At 63.1% G+C, this 20,358-nt stretch carries 14 protein-coding genes and 4 pseudogenes; 12 read left to right on the top strand and 6 right to left on the bottom strand.

Translation table 11 applies throughout. From position 1 onward, the window contains the following. Positions 1-273 precede the first annotated feature (273 nt). The 4 genes from OEZ49_RS20565 to OEZ49_RS20550 are packed head-to-tail and all read right to left on the bottom strand — an operon-like array spanning position 274 to position 4,893. Positions 274-1,059: a carnitinyl-CoA dehydratase gene (locus OEZ49_RS20565; protein ID WP_263390043.1), complete on the bottom strand. Its 786-nt coding sequence runs from the start codon at positions 1,057-1,059 to the stop codon at positions 274-276. Continuing rightward, positions 1,059-1,664, bottom strand: coding sequence for a DJ-1/PfpI family protein (locus OEZ49_RS20560; protein ID WP_263390042.1), 606 nt, complete (start codon positions 1,662-1,664; stop codon positions 1,059-1,061). The genes OEZ49_RS20565 and OEZ49_RS20560 overlap by 1 nt, the downstream gene beginning before the upstream one ends. Positions 1,665-1,667: 3 nt before the next feature. Beyond that, positions 1,668-3,683: an acetate--CoA ligase family protein gene (locus tag OEZ49_RS20555; protein WP_263390041.1), complete on the bottom strand. Its 2,016-nt coding sequence runs from the start codon at positions 3,681-3,683 to the stop codon at positions 1,668-1,670. 49 nt (positions 3,684-3,732) lie between these two features. Further along, the gene (locus OEZ49_RS20550; protein WP_263390040.1) at positions 3,733-4,893 is read right to left on the bottom strand and encodes an acyl-CoA dehydrogenase family protein; all 1,161 of its coding nucleotides are present in this window, start codon (positions 4,891-4,893) and stop codon (positions 3,733-3,735) included. A gap of 80 nt (positions 4,894-4,973) precedes the next feature. Between OEZ49_RS20550 and OEZ49_RS20545 the strand changes: the two genes are divergently transcribed. After that, the gene (locus tag OEZ49_RS20545; protein ID WP_263390039.1) at positions 4,974-5,942 is read left to right on the top strand and encodes a GlxA family transcriptional regulator; all 969 of its coding nucleotides are present in this window, start codon (positions 4,974-4,976) and stop codon (positions 5,940-5,942) included. Here the strand turns inward: OEZ49_RS20545 and OEZ49_RS20540 are convergent. Both OEZ49_RS20540 and OEZ49_RS20535 read right to left on the bottom strand, forming a co-directional pair. Continuing rightward, on the bottom strand, positions 5,915-6,955 hold the full coding sequence (locus tag OEZ49_RS20540; protein WP_317853191.1) for a hypothetical protein: 1,041 nt from the start codon (positions 6,953-6,955) through the stop codon (positions 5,915-5,917). The two genes, OEZ49_RS20545 and OEZ49_RS20540, sit on opposite strands and share 28 nt — an antisense overlap. 66 nt (positions 6,956-7,021) lie before the next feature. Beyond that, complete coding sequence (locus tag OEZ49_RS20535; RefSeq protein WP_263390037.1) at positions 7,022-7,975, bottom strand: aminotransferase class IV; 954 nt, start codon at positions 7,973-7,975, stop codon at positions 7,022-7,024. Positions 7,976-8,187: 212 nt separating this feature from the next. Here OEZ49_RS20535 and OEZ49_RS20530 point away from each other — a divergent pair, with 212 nt between their 5' ends. From OEZ49_RS20530 to OEZ49_RS20480, 11 genes and pseudogenes are all read left to right on the top strand, one after another. Then, complete coding sequence (locus OEZ49_RS20530) at positions 8,188-9,243, top strand: MHYT domain-containing protein (RefSeq protein ID WP_263390036.1); 1,056 nt, start codon at positions 8,188-8,190, stop codon at positions 9,241-9,243. Positions 9,244-9,387: 144 nt separating this feature from the next. Then, positions 9,388-10,048: pseudogene (locus OEZ49_RS20525) on the top strand (FAD binding domain-containing protein). 11 nt (positions 10,049-10,059) lie between these two features. Beyond that, complete coding sequence (locus tag OEZ49_RS20520) at positions 10,060-10,554, top strand: (2Fe-2S)-binding protein (protein ID WP_263390035.1); 495 nt, start codon at positions 10,060-10,062, stop codon at positions 10,552-10,554. Beyond that, a pseudogene (locus OEZ49_RS20515) lies at positions 10,551-12,968 on the top strand (aerobic carbon-monoxide dehydrogenase large subunit). The gene OEZ49_RS20520 and the pseudogene OEZ49_RS20515 overlap by 4 nt, the downstream one beginning before the upstream one ends. Before the next feature lie 54 nt (positions 12,969-13,022). Continuing rightward, positions 13,023-13,898 carry an AAA family ATPase gene (locus OEZ49_RS20510; protein WP_263390034.1) on the top strand — a complete coding sequence of 292 codons (876 nt, stop codon included), beginning with the start codon at positions 13,023-13,025 and terminating at the stop codon, positions 13,896-13,898. Further along, a pseudogene (locus OEZ49_RS20505) lies at positions 13,895-15,079 on the top strand (vWA domain-containing protein). The gene OEZ49_RS20510 and the pseudogene OEZ49_RS20505 overlap by 4 nt, the downstream one beginning before the upstream one ends. Beyond that, complete coding sequence (locus OEZ49_RS20500; protein WP_263390033.1) at positions 15,076-15,870, top strand: XdhC family protein; 795 nt, start codon at positions 15,076-15,078, stop codon at positions 15,868-15,870. The pseudogene OEZ49_RS20505 and the gene OEZ49_RS20500 overlap by 4 nt, the downstream one beginning before the upstream one ends. Positions 15,871-15,980: 110 nt before the next feature. Then, positions 15,981-16,431: pseudogene (locus OEZ49_RS20495) on the top strand (CoxG family protein). 77 nt (positions 16,432-16,508) lie between these two features. Next, positions 16,509-17,882 carry an aspartate aminotransferase family protein gene (locus OEZ49_RS20490; RefSeq protein WP_263390032.1) on the top strand — a complete coding sequence of 458 codons (1,374 nt, stop codon included), beginning with the start codon at positions 16,509-16,511 and terminating at the stop codon, positions 17,880-17,882. Positions 17,883-17,893: 11 nt separating this feature from the next. Next, a complete protein-coding gene (locus OEZ49_RS20485) occupies positions 17,894-19,282 on the top strand; it encodes a glutamine synthetase family protein (RefSeq protein ID WP_263390031.1) in 1,389 nt (462 codons plus the stop codon). A 175-nt stretch (positions 19,283-19,457) separates the two neighbouring features. Then, positions 19,458-20,357, top strand: coding sequence for a cyanophycinase (locus tag OEZ49_RS20480; RefSeq protein WP_263390030.1), 900 nt, complete (start codon positions 19,458-19,460; stop codon positions 20,355-20,357). The last annotated feature ends 1 nt before the right edge of the window (position 20,358 follow it).

Below are 20,358 nucleotides of genomic sequence, written 5' to 3'. Positions count from 1 at the left end.
TGGGTCTGCTCATGCAGCACAGCTACCACGCTGGATTCACAAGATGAATCCCTCTCAGGATTTGTGCAACAGAGCCGCACATTGTGAAACGGAGGGTTTCCGGCTCATCGCAGCCTTCATGGAGCAAAGAAGAGCAGGAAACCTGTGACGGAGAAAGCCGAGGCCGAGAAGGTCGTCAGGACATGCAAGACAGCCTGAAACATCCCGATTGATCGTTGTACAAAACAGTCAATCGGGGTGTTTCAGACTGTACAAAACGATCAATTCGTGGCCTCAGCGCCCCTTCCAGACCGGGTCCCGTTTCTCGGCGAATGCATGGGCACCTTCCAGCTGGTCCTCCGAGGAATAGAGCACATCCACCGTGCGCAGCTGCCGCTTGGTTATCTTGTTCATCGTATCCTGGAACTTGGCATCCTCGGCCTCGCGCACGATTTCCTTGATCGCGGCATAGACCAGCGGCGGCCCGCTTGCCAGCAAGCGGGCCAATTCCCAAGCTCGGTCAAGGAGTTGTGGACCCGACACGATCTCGTTCACTAGTCCCCAGCGATGCGCCTCTTCGGCATCGAACCAGCGGCCGGTCAGCAAAAGCTCCATCGCGATATGGTAAGGGATACGCTTGGGCAGCTTGACGCTGGCCGCATCGGCCACCGTGCCCGAGCGGATTTCCGGCAAGGCAAAGCTGGCATGATCCGCCGCTAAAATCATATCCGCCGACAGCGCCAGCTCCAACCCGCCACCACATGCGATTCCGTTGACGGCAGCAATCACCGGTTTGTTCATGTCGCGCAGCTCCTGCAAGCCGCCAAAGCCGCCGACACCGTAGTCACCATCGACCGCGTCGCCATCAGCGGCGGCCTTTAAGTCCCAGCCAGGACAGAAGAATTTCTCTCCACCGCCGGTGATGATCGCCACCCGAAGTTCGGGGTCGTCGCGGAACTCGCGGAACACCTCGCCCATGATCCGGCTGGTGGCCAGGTCGATCGCATTGGCCTTGGGCCGGTCCAGCGTGACTTCGAAAATGGCACCATCACGGCGGGTTTTCACGGGGTTGTCGCTCATCACATCTTGTCCATTCTTGCAAAAGGGTCGTTCTCGGCGTCGCGGTTGGCGACATACTCGGCCCAATGGGCCGCGTTCCCGGCCGCCTCAGGCCCCAAGAGGCGCGCCAGCGCATCGAGACTCATGTCGATGCCCGCAGACACGCCCGAAGAGGTCAGGAACCGGCCATCGGCCACCCAGCGCGCCGAAGCACGCCATTCGACTTTGTCCGACTGGGACGCCACCCAGTCAAAGGCCAGCTTGTTGGTGGTGGCCGCCCGCCCGTCCAGCAGCCCGGCCCGCGCCAGCAGGGCCGATCCGGTGCAGACGCTGGTGACCAGTTCGGCCCGCGCCGAGGCCGCGCAAAGCCAGTTCAACAGCGCCGGATTGTCCACCTCGCGCCGGGTGCCCCGCCCGCCCGGCACCAACAGAAGGTCGTAATCCGCACCATCAGCGAACACCCGGTCCGGCATCACCGCCGGCCCGCCCGAGGCGCGCACCGGCGCGGCATGCTCGGCCACGGCCAGGATCTCGATCTGGTCGGGGAACATGGCGAACATTTCCAGCGGCCCGAAATAGTCGAGCATCTCGAAGCCTTCAAACAGAACCGCTGCCAGTTTGCGCATCTCTCACCCCAGCCGGATCAGTGCATCCACCGCCACCGCCCGATCCGGTGTGGCGAGCAGTGGGTTGATCTCAACCTCGCCCAGCGTATCGGCATGAGCAAGCACATAGTCCTGCACCGCTCCGACCGCATCCAGAATGGCATCCATGTCAGCCCCCGGCTTGCCGCGATAACCCGCCAAGAGCGGCGCGATGCGCAACCGACCCAGCGCTGCGCGGATATCTTCGGGCGATGCGGGCACGAGAAGAGATACCGTATCGCGCATCAACTCGGTCAGCACCCCACCGGCGCCCAGCGTCAGAACGAACCCATGTGCCGGGTCGCGGATAACCCCGATCAGCAGCTCGGCCACCGCGTCGGTCACCATCTCTTCGACCAACACCACAGGCGTGCCGATCTCGGCGACGACCCGGGCCACATCTGCCGCCGCCACGCCCAATCGCACCGCCCCATGTTCTGACTTGTGCGCAAGACCGGTACCCTTGACGGCAAACGGGCCTTTTAGGTCCGCAAGCATCTGGTCGATTTCCCGCGACCCACTGGCGCTGAAACTGCGGGGCACCACCAGCCCATGCGCCGATAATGCCGACTTGGCTTCGGCTTCACCAAGTGTACGCGCGGCTTCGCCGTGTCCGGGCACGCAAAGCGGCACGGGATGCGGTGCCCGGATCGCGGCTGCCGCCTCGGCCGCCGCCAGGGCCTCGCGCAGACCCATGAAGGGGACAACCCCACCCGCCATTAACTCAGCCGCGATGTCAGCGGGCATCAGTTCCGGCAGGGTCGCCACCACCGCAAAGGGTGCGCCTGTGTCGGCGCGCACCTTCAGCGCCGCCTGTGTGGCACAGGTCCAGTCGGTCGGGTCTGTCACCGGATAGTCGACGATCGAAAAAGTCAGCGCCACACCGTCCCCGGTCATGCCAGCCCAGGCGGCGGCCATCGCATCGGTGTCGCGCCAGATATAGGTGTGGTAATCCAGAGGGTTATTGAGCGCCACCATCGGCCCAAGCGCCGAGCGCAACGCTTGCCTCTGTCGCGCTGTCAGCTTGGGAAAGCGCAAATTCATGCCGACTGACATATCGGCAATCAGGCTCGCCTCGCCACCCGAACAACTGATCGAGGCAATGTCGGACCCGGACAAAGGGCCGTAGCAGTGCAAGAGCTTCAACGTCTCCAGCAGGTCGGGCAACGCACCCTGGCGCGGTATGCCAAGCCGGTCCAGCAGCGCCTGCGCACCTGCATCGCTGCCAGCCAGCGAGGCGGTGTGCGAGATCGTCGCCTGCTGCGCCTGTTCCGAAGTACCGACCTTGAGCGCAACCAACGGCACACCCTTGCGGTGCGCCTTGGCGGCCAGCGCCTCCCAATCGCGCAGGTTGCCGAACCCCTCGATATGCAGGCCAATGGCAGTGACGCGCGGGTCATCCAGCAAACCGGCGGCAATCTGCGCCTGGCTGGTTTGCGCCATGTTCCCGCAGGTCACCACATAGGCGATGGGCAGGCCGCGCTGCTGCATGGTCAGGTTGATCGCGATGTTCGAGCTTTGCGTCAGGATGGCCACGCCACGTTCAACCCGCCCGCAGCCATGCTGATCGGGCCATAGCAACGCCCCATCGAGCGCATTGACGAACCCGTAACAATTTGGCCCCAGGATCGGCATGTCGCCCGCCGCCGCCACCAACGCGGTTTGCAGGTCACCGCCGGTCTCGTCCTCGGCCAAAGCCTCGGAAAACCCGCTGGCGAAACAGACGGCACCACCCGCCCCCATGGCCGAGAGCAGCGATACCGCCTCGACCGTGGCATGGCGGTTGATGCCGATGAACGCAGCATCGGGCGCGGCCGGCAGATCCTCCAGCCGGGCAAAGGCCGGATACCCTTCGACCTCCGCCGCCTTGGAGTGCACAGGCCAGATCGCGCCGTCATAGCCCATGCGTCGGCATTGCACGATTACTTGACGGCACCAAGCGCCGCCGCCGATTACCGCGATCGACCGCGGCTGGAACAACCGCGCCAAACCTTTGGTCATGACAGTCCCCTGCCCTTTCACTTTGCTGAAAATACTCCCGCCGGAGGCATCACGCTCCCAACGGGCGCAGCAGGTCACGGCTGATGATGTGGCGCTGGATTTCGCTGGTCCCGTCCCAGATCCGTTCGACCCGCGCATCGCGCCAGAACCGTTCGATCGGGAAATCGTCCATCAGGCCCATACCGCCGAAGATCTGCAATGTCGTATCGGTGACCCGCGCCAGCATCTCGCTGGCATAGACCTTGGCGCTGGCGATCTCGCGGTTGGCGGGTAGTCCCTGATCCAACCGCCAGGCCCCGGCGAGGGTCAGCCAGTCGGCGGCGTCGATCTCGGTGATCATGTCGGCAATCTGGAAACCCACGCCCTGGAACTTGCCGATCTCCTGCCCAAACTGTTTGCGCTCGGCGGCGTAGTTCAGGGCATAGTCGAAACAGCGACGTGCGCGACCGACGCAGAAGGCCGCAACCGTCAGCCGCGTGGCATAGAGCCATTCGTTCATCACGGCGAATCCGCCATCCACCTCGCCCAGCACCTGTGCGTCCGACAGGCGGCAGTCGTCAAAGCTGAGAATGCAGTTCTTGTAGCCCTTGTGGCTGACCGAGTTGTAGCCGTTCCGCACGGTGAAGCCCGGCGTGCCGCGGTCGACCAAAAAGGCGGTGATCCGCTTCTTTGGTCCTTTCGGAGTCTCATCCACACCGGTGGCGACAAAGACGATAAAGAAATCCGCGTGTTCGGCGCCCGAGATGAAATGTTTGGTGCCATTGACCACCCAGTCGCCGCCCTTGCGCACCGCCTGGCATTTCATGCCGCGCACATCCGATCCCGCGTCGGGCTCGGTCATCGCAAGCGCATCCATCCGCTCGCCACGCACGGCGGGCAGCAGATAGCGTTCGCGCTGCTCGGGATTGCAGGCCATCAGGATGTTCTGCGGCCTGCCAAAGAAATGCGTCAGCGCCATGGAGCCACGCCCCAGCTCGCGCTCGACCAGGGTAAAATCCAGATGGCTGAGGCCAGCGCCGCCGACCTCTTCGGGGAAGTTGCAGGCATAAAAGCCCAGGTCGATGACCTTGCGCTTGATCTCTTCGCCAAGTTCATGGGGCACCTGCCCGGTGCGCTCCACTTCGGCCTCGTGGGGATAGATCTCGTTCTCCACGAAACTGCGGACGGTGGAGACGATCATCTCCTGTTCTTCGGTCAGGCCAAAATACATGGCGCACGCTCCCTCATGCGAATTCGGTTACAGGAGATCCGGGCTTGCGACATAGCGTCGTGCTGGTTTAGGCATCAATCATGCAAAGCTCACCCAAAATTCACGCGCAGACCGAAACCATCGACTTTCTTTTGTTCGACGCGTTTTCCAATCATTGCCTGGCCAACACGGTCGAGCCGCTGAGGGCGGCGAACACTTTGTCTCGCCGCCCGCTTTATGCCTGGCGCTTTCTGACACTCGACGGCGCGCCGGTCCACAGTTCGTCCGGCATGCAGGTTTCGCCGCACGAACGTCTGGACCAGGGGCGTGGGTCCATGTTGGTCGTCATGCCGTCTTATGGTTTTCGCGGGCATGAAGGTTGGCGCACCGTGCGTGCCCTGACGTCTGCCGCGAAACGCTATTCGGTTCTGGCCGGGCTGGATACCGGCAGCTGGCTGCTGGCACGCGCCGGGCTTTTGGACGGGCACCGCGCCACGATCCATTGGGAGGAACTATCAAGCTTTGCCGAAACTTTTCCGCAGGTTCAGACTCTACGCGAACGGTTTGTCATCGACGGACCCCGGATCACCTGCTCGGGCGCGATGGCGGCCTTTGACCTTGTGATGCATCTGATCGAGCAGGATCACGGGCAGTTGTTGGCGCTGGAGGTGGCACAGCTGTTCATGACCCGGGATTCGGCCCGATCGCATGGCGCGCCAGCGGGAATCGGCCGCCGGTCGGTGAACAAGGCGGTGATGGCTATGCAGGACAACCTGGAACGGCCATTGTCCATCGCCCAGATCGCGCGCCAGGTCGGCTGTACCCAAAAGACACTCGAAGCGCGGATGATGGCCGAGCTCAAGGCCACGCCACAAACCGTCTACCGCAGACTGCGACTGAACCTCGCGCGCAAGCTGGTCACCGAAACGGATCAGCCGGTGTCTGAAATCGCCGCGCGTTGCGGTTATGAAAACGCCAGCGCCATGACACGGGCGTTCCGTGCAGAGTTCGGTCACCCCCCGCGCGTGTTGCGGAACGGGGATCAGATCGCCGCTGTCCATACCCGGTAACGGTCCTGCCCGGTCATCTCCCGGATCAGACCCCGGCGGGTAAACAGATCGAGATTGCGTTGCACGGCTGCTCGCGACGCACCCGCCTTTGCCTCAGCCAGAGGCGCGGTCACCATTGGCCATGCTGCCATGACCGAGACCAGAGCCGGGGGGGTTCGCCCACTCAGGTCAGCCGTCGCGGTTTCTGCCCGGGCGCGCCAGGCCGCGATCCGCTCCAGATGCAGTAGCGCCGCAACGACCGCCTGTGTAGAGCCGCGCAGCCAGGCGCCCAGTTTCTGGTCCGGGTCACCAATTCCACGCAAGGCGCCCGGTCCCGACAGCGCCAACGGCAGGAACGGCGCCGCGCCGCGCCCCATGCTAGCGCCATGGCGCGCGGCCAGAACCACCGCCTCGACCGCGGTCGACCAGCCTTGTCCCAGTGCCATCCAACTATGAAACATCATCGCGGCCCGCGTCACCGGGTGCAGGGTCACCGCGCCGTCCATCACTTCGGCCAGATCGGCGATGGCGTCCGGGATCGCATCCCCGTTAGCGCCACCCCGGCCCAGAAAATCAGACAGCCCAACCAGCCAGCCGCCTGCATCGGGCGCTGGCCCGCCACTCAACCTGCGCACCGCCCATCCGGCGCGGGCCAATGCCTGGGTGTCGTCAGACGTTGCACTCAGACGCAACCCGGTCCAGAGCGCCAGCCGCTCGGCACTGATCCGGTCGCCCGCCCACCAGCCGAGATCCGCGACCTCAAGCAAGGCCAGCCTGTGGGCCCATTCCGCAGGACCGGCGCGCAACCGCTCCTCCAGCGCGCCGAACTGGAACGCGAGATCCGCCAGTTCACTCGAATACCCAGCCTGTGCGGACCGCCAATCAACAGGATCGAACAAAGGCCGTGCTGCCGCCTTCGGGGTCGGAAACAGTGGATCCAGCGCGTCGTCATCTTCGGGACCAGGCAAAAACCACAGATCCTCTTCCGCGACTGGGTCGCTGTCATACGGCCCCTCGGGTTCGATGTTGGGCAAAGACGTATCGGATTGCGGTTTCATCGGGTCAGTATAACGCGGCGCACCGGGACCGGATACCGTTTGTCACCCGCGCCGGGCCTGTTGTTCGGCCCGGTTCTGCGCCACCAGTTCCTTGTAAAGCGTGCGGATGCGCATCATCACCGGCCCGGCCTTGCCAGTGCCGATGGGCTTGCCGTCAATCGAGGCGACCGGAGTCTGGGCGCCGAAAGTGCCGGTCAGAAATGCCTCGTCCGCGCCATAGGCCTCGTAGAGGGAGAAGTTCTTCTCGAACACCGGGATGCCGTTGTCACGGCAGAGGTCGATCACCTTTTGCCGAGTCACCCCATTCATGCAGTAATCCCCGGTCGAGGTCCAAACCTCGCCCCGCCGCACAATGAAGAAGTTGCAGGCATTCGTCGTGTTCACGAACCCATGCGGATCGAGCATCAGCGCCTCGTCCGCGTCCGCCTGCTCGGCCTGCAAACAGGCGATCACGCAGTTAAGCTTGGAATGGCTGTTGAACTTGGGGTCCTGGCTGTGCGGCAAGCCGCGCACCTGCGGCACTGAGGCAAGCCGGACCCCGCGCCGCTGCACATCTTCGGACGGGCGCGAGTGTTCGATGATCGCAACGATGGTAGGGCCCCATTTCGACAGGCCGGGATGCTGGAACGGTTTGGCCTTGCGTCCACGCGTGATCATCAGGCGGCAATGGGCGTCGCTGGTCATCCCATTGGCCGCTGCCGTCCGGTCAAGAATCCCGCGAATTTCCTCGGGCGCCTTGCCTATATCGAGCGACACCGCTTTGCACGAGTTGAACAGCCTGTCCATGTGTTCGTCAAAAAAGGCCCATTCCCCATCATAGAGCCGCATGCCCTCCCACATGCCATCGCCCAGCATGAAACCGCTGTCATAGACTGAAACCTTGGCCTCGTCCTTGTGGACCAGTTCGCCGTCGACATAGATCAGGATATCGCGGTTGCGGGCGTCTTCCTCGGCGTCATGGGTTGTCTTGCCGGGGGCTTGGGCATCGGTGGTCATCTGTCATCCTGCTGGCTGGTCGCGGCAAAGCTTAGGATCAGGCCCGCCGATCCGCAATGGCATGAAGTGGCGCCCGCCGAATTAGCAGTTCGCGCTTTCGCCGCTACAAATTATGATGACGTCAAAACAAAACCCAAAGCGCAACCGCGGACATGCAGATCCTCGACTACACGCATAACCTCTAGCTAGTGGCCGCGTCGCTCTGTGTTGCGATGATCGCGGGTTTCACCGGGCTGTCGCTGACGCAGGGGCTGTCCAAGCGTAGCGTCAATCAGCGCAAGCTTGCGATTTCAATGGCTGCGTTCGCGTTGGGTGGAGGCATCTGGTCGATGCATTTCGTGGCTATGCTGGGCCTGCAACTGCCGATACAGTTCTACTTTGACGCGACCGTCACGCTGATTTCGGCGCTGGTGGCCATTCTGGTGGTGGGTGTTGCGCTGCTGCTCTTGCATCTCCGACCGCGCACCCCCGCCGTTTTGGCGGGCGCCGGTATCATCGTGGGTCTCGGCATCATCGCAATGCATTGGCTCGGCATGGCCGGGTTGCAACTGTGCAGACCCTTGTATTCGCCCGGAGGCATCGCGCTGGCCGTGATCGGGTCTTGCGTGCTCAACATGGCGGCGTTCTGGATTGCTTACGGTCAGCGCAGTCACCTCAACATCCTGCTGGGCACCGTCTGTTTCGGCAGCGCCGTGTTCATCGTTCATTTCGTGGCGATCTGGGGCACTTCGTTTGTCGCCATCGGCGCCGAAGGCGACGTCGGCCCGATGATCGGCAAAGAGGTCCTTGCCATCGGTGTGGTCCTCTCCAGATTTGTGCTATGCGCGGCATTCCTGTTGACGGGCATCTCCTTTGTGACACCTGCGCAACCCAAGCCCGAGACGGAAGCCCCCATTCCACAGGAGTTGCCCGTAAAAAAGTCAGCCGAGCCCAAGTTCGCCCGCCAGATCCCCTATGAACAGGATGGCCGCACGCATTTCTTCGATGCAAAATCCGTCGCCGCCATTCGGGCCGAGGGGCATTACACCCATATCTACGCACAAGGGCGCAGGTATTTCTGTGTCTGGTCCATCACCGAGGCCGAACGCCGACTTGATCCCGCGACCTTTACCAAGACCCACCGCAGCTACCTGGTCAATCCCGCATTTGTCGAAAGCTTCGAGCGGCTAAAGGATAACGGCATCTGTCATATGAACCTGCCCGGCCTGCCGCGCGTGCCGGTCAGCCGGGCGCGGCTGAAGGCGGTGCGCGAGGTTCTTGGCGTCTGACCGCGTGCGGCATGCATTTCGTGCGCGGTCTTTCGCATTTCGTGCACAAAGCCTCTGTTTTCGGGTGAATCCTGTCGCCGACTTGTGCTGCCCATAGCAACCTTCCCCTGCCAGAACTCGGCCTTGCAGGGGAGGACAAGCAAAATGATACCGGCGGCGTTCGACTATTACCGGCCAAAGGACATGGGCGACGTGATCGCCTTGCTACAGGAACACGGCGACGATGCGCGCGTCATGGCGGGCGGTCACAGCCTGATCCCCATGATGAAGTTGCGCATGGCCGAAATCGCACATCTGATTGACTTGCAGGATTTCGCCGATCTTGCCGGGGCTGATGCAATGCCTTGACGCGACATTCGCCCTGGTCGGGACGGATGGCACGCGTGAGGTCGCGGCGCGCGGTTTCTATCACGCCGCCTATATGACCGACCGGGATGACAGCGAGGTTTTGACCTCAGTCAGCTTTGCTGCGCCTAAGGGCGGTTATGCCTACGAGAAACAGAAGCGCAAGATCGGCGACTATGCCACTGCGGCAGCCGCCGTGCAGATCGAGAAAAGCGGCGGTGTCTGCGCAAGAGCATCCATCGCGATGACCAACCTCAGCGATACGCCGATCTGGTCCGAAGCCGCCGGTGCCGCACTGGTCGGCACAACAGTGGATGACGCGGCAATCGCCGCCGCCATCGCCGCAATGCAGGCGGACATCGAGCCGGTCGAGGACAATCGCGGCCCCGCCGCCTTTAAACGCCATGCCGCCGCAACCGTGCTGACCCGCGCCATCCGTCGCGCGTGGGATCGCGCGTAAGGAGGAACCAGATGCCCAAAAAGATGCATGTCGAACTGACCGTGAACGGCCAGTCCCATGAATTCCTCGTCGAACCGCGCGAATTGCTGATCCATACGCTGCGCGAAAGGCTGAACCTGACCGGCCCGCATATCGGCTGCGAAACTTCGCATTGCGGCGCCTGCACCGTGATCGTGAACGGCAAGTCGGTGAAATCCTGCACAATGTTCGTAGCCCAGGCCAACGGTGCAGACCTGACCACGATCGAGGGGCTTGGCACTCCGGACGTACCACATGTGCTGCAAACCGCGTTCCGCGAGCATCACGGGTTGCAATGCGGTTTCTGCACGCCGGGCATGATCACCCGCGCCAGCAAGCTGCTGGAGAAAAACCCGAACCCGACCGAGGAAGAGATCCGTTTCGGCATGAACGGTAATCTCTGCCGCTGCACCGGATACCAGAACATCGTGAAATCCATCCTTGCCGCTGCAAGCGAGCTGAACGCCGCGAAGGAGGCCGCAGAATGAACGACATGACCCCCGAGAGAGAAGAACGCGTTGCCGGCCTCAAGGGCCTGGGCTGTTCGCGCAAGCGGGTCTAGGATGCCCGGTTCACCCAGGGCAAGGGCAACCATGTCGATGACCTGAAGATGCCCGGAATGCTGCACGGCGATTTCGTCCGTTCGCCCTATGCCCATACCCGCGTCAAATCCATCAACACCGAGGCCGCAATGGCGCTGGATGGTGTCGTGGCGGTGCTGACGGCTGCAGATCTGGTGCCGCTGGGCCTGCACTGGATGCCGACACTGGCCGGTGACAAGCAGATGGTGCTCGCCGATGGCAAAGTGTTGTTCCAGGGGCAAGAGGTTGCCTATGTCATCGCGCGCGACCGTTACATCGCCGCCGATGCGGTCGAACTGGTCGAGGTCGAGTACGAGGAACTACCCGTCCTGACCGACCCGTTCGAAGCGCTGAAGTCCGATGTCGTGTTGCGCGAGGATCTCGATCCGGCCGCGCCCGGCGCCCACGGCCCGCGGAAGCATCCCAACCATATCTTTACCTGGGAGGCCGGTGATCGCGAGGCGACCGAACAGGTGCTGGCCGAGGCCGACGTAGTGGCCGAAGAGATGGTCTATTACCATCGCACCCACCCCTGCCCGCTGGAAACCTGCGGCTGCGTCGCCTCGATGAACAAGGTCAAAGGCAAGCTGACGCTGTGGGGCACCTTCCAGGCGCCGCATGCGATTCGTACCGTTGTGTCGCTGATCTCGGGCATCGAGGAGCACAACATCCGCGTGATCTCTCCCGATATCGGTGGCGGCTTTGGTAACAAGGTCGGCGCCTATGCCGGTTACGTCTGTTCCGTCGTCGCCTCGATCGTCACCGGCCAGCCGGTGAAATGGGTCGAGGACCGGATGGAAAACCTGATGACCACCGCCTTTGCCCGCGACTACTGGATGAAAGGCAAGATCGCCGCCACCAAGGAGGGCAAGATCACCGGCCTGTGGTGCCACACGACAGCGGACCACGGCGGGTTCGACGCCTGCGCCGACCCGACCAAGTTCCCGGCCGTGTTCATGAACATCTGCACCGGCTCCTATGACATCCCAACCGCCTATCTGGCCGTGGACGGAGTCTATACCAACAAGGCACCCGGCGGCGTCGCTTATCGCGGCTCGTTCCGGGTGACCGAGGCCGCCTATTTCATCGAGCGGATGATCGAGGTGCTGGCGATCGAGCTGAACATGGATGCCGCCGAGCTGCGCCGCATCAACTTCATCCGCAAGGACCAATTCCCCTACCAGTCCGCGCTGGGGTGGGAATACGACTCGGGCGATTATCACACCGCCTGGGACAAGGCGCTCAAGGCCGTGGGCTACGACGATCTGCGCAAGGAGCAGGCCGAGCGGGTCGAGGACTTCAAGCGCGGCGAGACCCGCAAACTTCTGGGTATCGGCCTGACGCATTTCACCGAGATCGTGGGCGCGGGCCCGGTCAAGAACTGTGATATCCTTGGCTTGGGCATGTTCGACAGTTGCGAGATTCGCATTCACCCCACCGGCAGCGCCATCGCCCGGCTGGGCACGATCAGCCAGGGCCAGGGTCATGCGACCACCTTTGCCCAGATCCTCGCCAGCGAGATCGGCATCCCGGCGGGTTCGATCACGGTCGAGGAAGGCGACACCGACACTGCGCCCTATGGTCTGGGCACCTATGGCAGCCGCTCGACCCCGGTTGCCGGTGCTGCAACCGCCATGGCTGGCCGCAAGATCCGCGCCAAGGCGCAGATGATCGCTGCCTACATGCCGGAGGTGCATGACGACGACGTCGAGTTCGATGTCGACCGTTTCGTGAGAAAGGGCGCGCCCGAGCGGTTCAAGACGATGAAGGAGATCGCCTTTGCCGCGTATAACCAGGCTATCCCGGGAATCGAACCCGGCCTAGAGGCGGTCAGCTATTACGACCCGCCAAACATGACCTATCCGTTCGGGGCTTATATTTGCGTCATGGAGATCGACGTGGATACCGGCGAACATCAGATCCGCCAGTTCTATGCGCTGGACGATTGCGGCACCCGGATCAACCCGATGATCATCGAAGGCCAGGTCCACGGCGGCCTGACCGAAGCGCTGGCCATCGCGAGGGGTCAGGAGATCGCCTATGACGAAATGGGCAACTGCAAGACCGAAACGCTGATGGACTTTTTCCTGCCGACCGCGTGGGAGACGCCGCATTACACCACCGATCATACCGTCACGCCCAGCCCGCATCATCCGATCGGCGCCAAGGGCGTGGGCGAAAGCCCGAACGTGGGCGGTGTGCCGGCGTTTTCGAACGCGGTGCACGATGCTTTCCGGGCCTTTGGCCTGCGGCAGAGCCACATGCCGCACGATCATTGGCGGATCTGGAAGATCGCCGACGACCTCGGCCTACACGGCTGAACGCAGACCAGGGTGGGCCGCACGGCCCATCCGTTTCCCAACGCGAGATCGCACATGAGCTGGACCGATCTGCAATCCGATATGGCAAAACAGGGCTACGTCGCCTCGGACGAGCTGTCCATGGCCGTATATCTGGCGCTCATGCTGGGGCGGCCCTTGCTGCTCGAAGGGGCGGCGGGTGTCGGCAAGACCGAGATCGCGCGTGTGCTGGCCGGGGTGCGCCAGACCCAGTTGATCCGTCTGCAATGCTACGAGGGGCTAGATGCCTCACAGGCGATCTATGAATGGAACTATCAGCGACAGTTGCTGACCATCCGCGCTGCGGCAGAGGACGGCCAAACAGGGCGCGCGGTCGAAGACAGGCTTTTCTCGGATGAGTTTCTGCTGGAACGGCCGCTGTTGAAAGCGATCCGCCAACCGGAACCGCCCGTGCTATTGGTCGACGAGATCGACCGGGCCGACGAGGAATTCGAGGCCTATCTGCTTGAGATTTTGGCCGACTATCAGATTACCATCCCCGAGATGGGTACGATCAAGGCCACCACGCGCCCGATGGTGATCCTGACCGCAAATGGAACGCGCGACTTGTCGGATGCGCTGCGGCGGCGCTGTCTTTACGCCCATGTCGCCTATCCGGACCGGGCGACCGAACTTGCCATCCTGCAAGCGTGTCAACCGGGGATCGAGACGGTATTGGCCGGGCAGATCGTGGGCTTCGTGCAGTCCTTGCGCAAGGAAGAGCTGGAAAAGACCCCCGGCATTGCGGAAATGCTCGATTTCGCCGCCGCCCTGATGGGGCTCGGTCTGTCCGACCTGACCCGCGACCCCGTTGCACTTCAGGCAGCTCTGGCGACCCTGCTCAAAACCGAAACTGCCCGCGCCAATATCACGACAGAGGTTGCCCAGCGGCTGGCAGGCCGCGCCGCATGAGCCGGGTCACCCGTTTCGTTGCAAGAGACCCCGGCCCGGCGGCGCGGCTTTCGGGGTTCATGGCGCATCTGCGAGCAAACGGCCTGCGGCTGGGGGTGATGTAAACCGAGCTTGCATTGCGTGCACTGACCCATGTGCAGGCCGCCGACCCCAACCAGACCCGGCTTGCGCTGCGCGCCGTCTGCACCGGCAGCGCCGAAGAGAGCGAGCGGTTCGACGAACTGTTCGACAGCTACTGGCTGAACGGCGGGCGGGTGGTGCAAAAGGTGATGCCGAGCCCCCAAAAGCAAGGTCAGGAAAGTGTCCATTCTTCTCGCACCGCCAATGGCGACACCCGCGCCTCTGGCGCAGGTAAGGCCACCGCGCCCGAAGCGGACAAGGACGAGGCCGAGACCGGCGGCACCGGCAAGCTGATCGCCAGCCTGACCAACACCCTGATGAAACGCGACCTGCGCGACCTGGTGCAGCCCGAGGAGATTGCCCAGGCGGAAATAATCGCGCGGCGCTTGGGCGTTGCCTTGCGCGACCGCCTGTCGCGCCGCCGCCGCGTCGCCCAAAAAGGCGACCGCATCCATTTCCGCCGTCTCATGCGGCAATCGCTGACTACCGGCGGAGAGCCGCTGCGCCTGCCCCGAAAAAACCGCCCTGACCGGCCGCTGAAGATCGTTGCGTTGTGCGATGTCTCGGGGTCGATGACCCTTTATGTGCAAGTCTTCCTTGCCTTCCTTGCCGGTCTCATGCGCAGCTACGGCACGGCGGATGCTTACCTGTTTCACACCAGGCTGGTTCGGATCACCGAGGCCCTGCGCGACAAGGACACGTTGCGCGCCCTTGACCGGTTGTCGCTGATGGCCGACGGGTTTGGCGGCGGTTCACGCATTGGGGCCTCACTGGATCGGTTCGCCCATACCTATGCCCGGCGTTTCGTAAACCGTCGCACGGTCGTTCTGATCCTGTCCGATGGTTACGACACCGATGCGCCGGAACGGATCGGGGCGGCGCTGTCCGCGCTCCGCAAAAGGGGGTGCCGGATCGTCTGGCTCAACCTGCTCAAGGGCTGGACCGGATACGCCCCAATCGCGGCCGGGATGCAGGCCGCCCTGCCCCATCTTGACCTTTTTCACCCTGCCAACCGGCTTGCCGATCTCGCCGCCCTGGAACCGGAGTTTGCGCGCCTATGATCCCCGCGGAAATCCTTGATCATGAACTGGCCAATGTCACAGAAAGCCTCCGGGCATCCGGTGCGCCGTTTGCGAGTGCGACGGTGATCCGTACCTTGGGGCAAACAGCCGCAAAACCGGGAGCCAAGGCGGTGCTGTCGGCCGAAGGTGACATCCTGCATGGCTGGGTGGGCGGTGGCTGTGTTAGGGGCGCACTGGGGCGGGCGGCACGCCAGGCCCTGGCCGATGGCACACCCCAGCTGGTCTCTCTCATGCCCGAGGACCTGCTGACCGAGAAGGGCCTTGTCGCAGGTGACCAGGCCGATGGAACCAAGATTGCCCGCAATGGCTGCCCTTCGCGTGGCTCGATGGATATCTTTGTCGAACCCATCCTGCCGCTACCCGAACTGGTGATCTATGGCGCCTCGCCAGTGGCGCAGGCGCTGGCCCGGCTGGCGCCGCAATTCGACTGGACCGTGACGCGGGCCGATCCGGCGGCGGCGTTGCCCGACATCGTGCCTGGCGCGCGGCGGATGATCGTGCTGGCGACCCAGGGTCAAGGAGATGCCCCTGCGCTCATGGCCGCATTGGCGGCCAGCGCGGAACATTGGTCGTTTGTTGGCAGTCGCCGCAAGTTTGCTGCCCTGCGCGCCCGATTCGAAACCGAGGGCATGGATCCTGAAACACTCGACCGAGTGAACGCGCCAGCCGGGTTGGCCATCGACGCCGTCACGCCATATGAAATCGCGCTCTCGATTCTCGCCCGGCTGATCCAGCAACGCCGCCACAAGGCACGCGAGGTGAAGTCATGAGACGCATGCTCGCGCTCTATCGTCGGGTTGTCCGCCATACCGCGACAACACCCGATCAGGCACAAACCCTCGCCCGCATCACGTTTTCCTGCTGCTGAAAAGGACCCCACATAGAACTGAACAACCAGGTCACAATCAACGCGCCCAAGGCTGTTGTCCACGCGGCCCTCAACGACCCCGAGATCCTGCGTCAATGCATTCCGGGATGTGAAGAATTGATCAAAAACTCGGAAACTTAGTTGGAAGCCAAGGTCGTGCTCAAAGTCGGACCAGTCAAGGCGCGGTTCAGCAGGACCGTGGAGCTGGACACTTCCGGCGCTCCGGACGCGTTTTTCGCTGACCGGGCAAGGGAACGGCGGCCCTGCTGGCCATGCCAAGGGCGGCGCAGATGTTACCCTCGTAGAAACAGATGGAAAAACCGTCCTGACCTATCAGGCCAAGGCCGAGATCGCCGGAAAGCTGGCGCAACTGGGCAGCCGGTTGATCCAGGGCACGGCAAAGAAACTGGCCGCCAGCTTCTTTCAGAAATTCGCCGAGGTTGTCGATAACGTCGACGCCTGACACCCGGGCCAAAACAAGCCAGTTGCCAATTTGATCAAAAAGCGGCATCTACCATAGGAATCCATTCGGAGCCTCCCATGGTAGAGTCCCAAGGCACCATCGCCGGTATCCGCCGCGACCGTATCGACACCCTCGCCCGCCGCGAGGCGGAACGCTTTGCATCCACCCGCCCCAGGACGCGCGCCGCGTTGGACGCTGGCGCAGACCAGTTTCTAGACGGTGTTCCGATGCACTGGATGCGTGACTGGCCGATGCCCTTTCCCATGCTGGTGGCCGAGGCGCGCGGCGCCCGGCTGACCGATATCGACGGGCATGTGATCGACGATTTCTGTCTGGGCGATACCGGGTCGATGTTCGGCCATTCACCCGAGCCAGTGGCGCGGGCGATACGGACACAGGCCGATATCGGCCTGACCTACATGCTGCCGACCGAGGCCGCGCTGGAATCGGCGGCACTTTTGACCGAGAAATTCGGCTATTTCCGCTGGCAGATCGCCACCACCGCCTCGGACGCCAACCGGTTCGCCTTGCGCGTCGCCCGCGCAGTCACAGGCAAAGCCAAGGTGATCGTGTTCCACGGTTGCTATCACGGCGCGGTAGACGACTCGATGGTGGAACTGCATCAGGGCCAGACCCGGACCCGTCCCGGTCTTGCCGGGCAGGTGACCGACCTTGCCAAGCTGGCAGTCGCTTGCGAGTTCAACGACCTTAACTCGGTCGAATCGGCGCTCCGTGCCGGGGATGTGGCCGCCATCCTGACCGAACCGGTGATGACAAACAGCTGCATGGTGTTGCCCGATCCCGGGTTTCTGGACGGCCTGCGCGCACTGGCCACGCAGTATGGCGCGCTCTTGATGATCGACGAGACGCATACCCTGTCCTCCGGCCTGGGTGGATACACCGGCGTCTACGGGCTCGACCCCGATGTTTTTGTCGTCGGCAAATGCGTTGCAGGCGGCATGCCCACCGCGGTCTGGGGTCTGCGCCCCGCCGTGGCCGAGGCCTGGCGCGCATATCACGATGCCCGTCCGGGCGGGCATTCCGGCATGGGCACCACCCTGTCTGCCAACCCGATGCAATTTGCCTGCCTGGCCGCCAATCTGTCGCAAGTCATGACCGCCGGCAACTATGCCCATATGGAGGCCGGGGCCGAGCGACTGGCCACCGGGCTGTCCGAGAGTATCGCCCGCCATGGCGTACCCTGGCACGTGGTGCGTGTCGGAGCGCGGGTGGAGTTTATCTGCGCCCCGGGCCCGCTGAAGAATGGAACCGAGGCTGCAACCGCCCATAAACCGGAGCTAGAGGCCGCCATCCATACCGCTCTTTTGAACCGGGGCTGTCTGATCGCGCCCTTCCACAACATGATGCTGGTCAGCCCGGTCACCTCGAACGAACAGATCGACCGGCTGATTGCAACCTTCGACGATATCCTGACCGAACTTCTGACCTGAGGACAAAGACCATGACCACCCCCTGCCCCTCGGGCGCAACCCTGGCCGAGGCCGAAGCCTTTCTCGAAGCCAACCCGGATATCGAGGCGGTCGATATCCTGCTGCACGATTCCAACGGCATCGGGCGCGGCAAGATCATCCGCCGACACGAGTTGGCCTCGCTCTACAAATCCGGTCGCCACATGCCGATCTCGATCCTTGGCCTCGACATCTGCGGCGAGGATGTGCACGAAACCGGTCTGATCTGGGATCAGGGCGACGGCGACCTGCGCGCCTGGCCCATTCCCGGGACGCTCAAGCGGCTGCACAACACAACGCCGCCCCGGGCCGAGGTGTTCATGTCGCTCTACGAACTGGACGGCACACCGATGACCAGCGATCCGCGCCATGCCTTGGCGCGCCAGGTCGAATTGCTGGCCGCCGAAGGGTTGAAGCCCGCAGGCGCGTTCGAGCTGGAGTTCTTTCTGCTCGCCAACGAGCTGGATGCCGACGACAAGGCGCAGCCCGCGCGCGACGTGCTGGATGGCCGCCGCTCACACAAGACCGAGGTTTATTCGGTCGATCATTTGCATGGCATGCTGCCGCTGTTCTCGGACGTTTACAAAGCCGCCGAGCTGGCCGGGATCAAGGCCGAGACCCTGATTTCGGAATACGCGCCGGGCCAGTACGAGTTGACCCTGCACTATCGCGAGGACGTGTTGCAGGCCGCCGATGACCTGATCCGGCTCAAGCGGATCGTGCGCGCCCAGGCCCGCGCCCATGGGGTGACCGCCTGTTTCATGGCCAAACCGGTCGAGGAATATGCCGGGTCCGGCATGCATTTCCACGTCTCACTCCAGGATCGGGACGGCCGCAACGTGTTTGCTGAACAGGAAGAAGGCGAATGGACCGAAACCGTCCTGCACGCCATCGGCGGGATGCGGGACACGATGGCGGAATCGATGCTGGTCTTTGCTCCGCATGCCAATTCCTGGCGGCGCTTTGCCAACCAGAGCTATGCGCCGATCTCGACCAACTGGGGTGTCAACAACCGCTCGGTGGCGCTGCGTATTCCGGCGGGTGACATTCGCGCGCGCCGGATCGAACACCGCCCCTCGGGCGTCGATGCCAATCCCTATCTGGTCGCAACAACCGTGCTTGCCGCCATCCGGCACGGATTGAAGAACCGGATTGATCCCGGCCCCGAGACCATCGGCAACGGCTATGACGAAGGTCAGGACGATCACATGCCGCGCGACTGGCGCACCGCCATCGACGCTGCGCGGGACTCGGCCTTTCTAAAGGACGCGCTTGGCGAGGACATGCACCGGACCTTTGTGGCCGTCAAAGCCGCCGAATACGCTCGGGTCAGTCGCACGGTGTCAAAGCTCGACTTCGATCTCTATCTGCACACGGTCTGAACCCGCCGCGTCAGCCATAACTTGACCTTCGCCCGGACCTGCGTCATGTCAGAACGTCGGGGGGAATGGCATGTCACAGGCGGCCGGAGTGTCCGGAACCGGCATGCGGTTCCGGGACAGATCGGCGGTGCACCCTGGCACAAACACCTGCGCCCGCAACGGAAAGTAGGATCAGATGTGCCCCGCACCTGTTGACGAAAGCACCCCGCGCGGGTTCATCATCCCGATCGGCGGCGGCGAAGACCGCGTCAAGGAAATGCAGATCCACCGCCGGTTTGTCGAACTGTCGGGCGGCGCGGATGCCGATATCGTGGTGATCCCGACCGCCTCGATGCTGGAAGAGACCGGACCAGATTACAATCGCATCTTCTCGGAGCTGGGTGCGGGCCGGGTCGAGTTTCTGCCGATCTCGCGCCGGGCTGATTGCGATAATCCTGATTTCGCAGGAATGCTGGACCGGGCCACCGGCATATTCATGACCGGCGGCAACCAGTTGCGTCTGTCCGCGATTCTGGGCGGCACGCTGGTCGCGCAGAAGATTCGCCGCCGCAACGCCGCCGGTGTTCCGGTTGCCGGAACCTCGGCGGGCGCCTCGATCATGTCCGAGCACATGGTAGCGGGCGGCAGTTCCAACGCAGGCCCTGCCGAGGGAAACATTACCCTGGCACCCGGAATGGGCCTGACAAACGCGGTGATCATCGACCAGCATTTTACCCAGCGCAATCGCCTGGGCCGCCTGCTAACCGCCTCATCTTTCAACCCGTTTCTGATCGGGCTGGGGATTGACGAGGATACCGCCGCCTTCATCGGGCCCGACAACGTGTTCGAGGTGGTGGGCAGCGGAACGGTCACCGTTGTAGACGCCAGCCACCTGACACATTCCTCGATGTGGGAGGCGCGGCGGGGCCAGGCGCTCAGCTTGCTCGGTCTGCGGCTTGACGTTCTGGGTGAAGGGTGCCGTTATGATCTGACTGCGCGGCAGGCGTTTCCACCTGACGAGCATCTGGCGTTCTGCACCCTGCCCGACCGATCCGGCAACAGCGGCGCCACGGGGGGGAAGACTCAACAACAATAAC

It is taken from the genome of Ruegeria marisflavi (assembly GCF_025673445.1).
GTDB lineage: Bacteria > Pseudomonadota > Alphaproteobacteria > Rhodobacterales > Rhodobacteraceae > Ruegeria_B > Ruegeria_B marisflavi.
Note: the sequence above shows the minus strand (reverse complement) of the source record. Positions and strands in the feature narration are given on the sequence as shown.

What these genes read in the sequence shown, in the direction of transcription:
- OEZ49_RS20555 (WP_263390041.1), bottom strand. Translation starts at nt 3,683, where the DNA reads ATGACCAAAGGTTTGGCGCGGTTGTTCCAGCCGCGGTCGATCGCGGTA.
- OEZ49_RS20530 (WP_263390036.1), top strand. Translation starts at nt 8,188, where the DNA reads ATGATCGCGGGTTTCACCGGGCTGTCGCTGACGCAGGGGCTGTCCAAG.
- OEZ49_RS20510 (WP_263390034.1), top strand. Translation starts at nt 13,023, where the DNA reads ATGAGCTGGACCGATCTGCAATCCGATATGGCAAAACAGGGCTACGTC.
- OEZ49_RS20550 (WP_263390040.1), bottom strand. Translation starts at nt 4,893, where the DNA reads ATGTATTTTGGCCTGACCGAAGAACAGGAGATGATCGTCTCCACCGTC.
- OEZ49_RS20490 (WP_263390032.1), top strand. Translation starts at nt 16,509, where the DNA reads ATGGTAGAGTCCCAAGGCACCATCGCCGGTATCCGCCGCGACCGTATC.
- OEZ49_RS20485 (WP_263390031.1), top strand. Translation starts at nt 17,894, where the DNA reads ATGACCACCCCCTGCCCCTCGGGCGCAACCCTGGCCGAGGCCGAAGCC.
- OEZ49_RS20520 (WP_263390035.1), top strand. Translation starts at nt 10,060, where the DNA reads ATGCCCAAAAAGATGCATGTCGAACTGACCGTGAACGGCCAGTCCCAT.
- OEZ49_RS20545 (WP_263390039.1), top strand. Translation starts at nt 4,974, where the DNA reads ATGCAAAGCTCACCCAAAATTCACGCGCAGACCGAAACCATCGACTTT.
- OEZ49_RS20480 (WP_263390030.1), top strand. Translation starts at nt 19,458, where the DNA reads ATGTGCCCCGCACCTGTTGACGAAAGCACCCCGCGCGGGTTCATCATC.
- OEZ49_RS20500 (WP_263390033.1), top strand. Translation starts at nt 15,076, where the DNA reads ATGATCCCCGCGGAAATCCTTGATCATGAACTGGCCAATGTCACAGAA.
- OEZ49_RS20535 (WP_263390037.1), bottom strand. Translation starts at nt 7,975, where the DNA reads ATGACCACCGATGCCCAAGCCCCCGGCAAGACAACCCATGACGCCGAG.
- OEZ49_RS20565 (WP_263390043.1), bottom strand. Translation starts at nt 1,059, where the DNA reads ATGAGCGACAACCCCGTGAAAACCCGCCGTGATGGTGCCATTTTCGAA.
- OEZ49_RS20560 (WP_263390042.1), bottom strand. Translation starts at nt 1,664, where the DNA reads ATGCGCAAACTGGCAGCGGTTCTGTTTGAAGGCTTCGAGATGCTCGAC.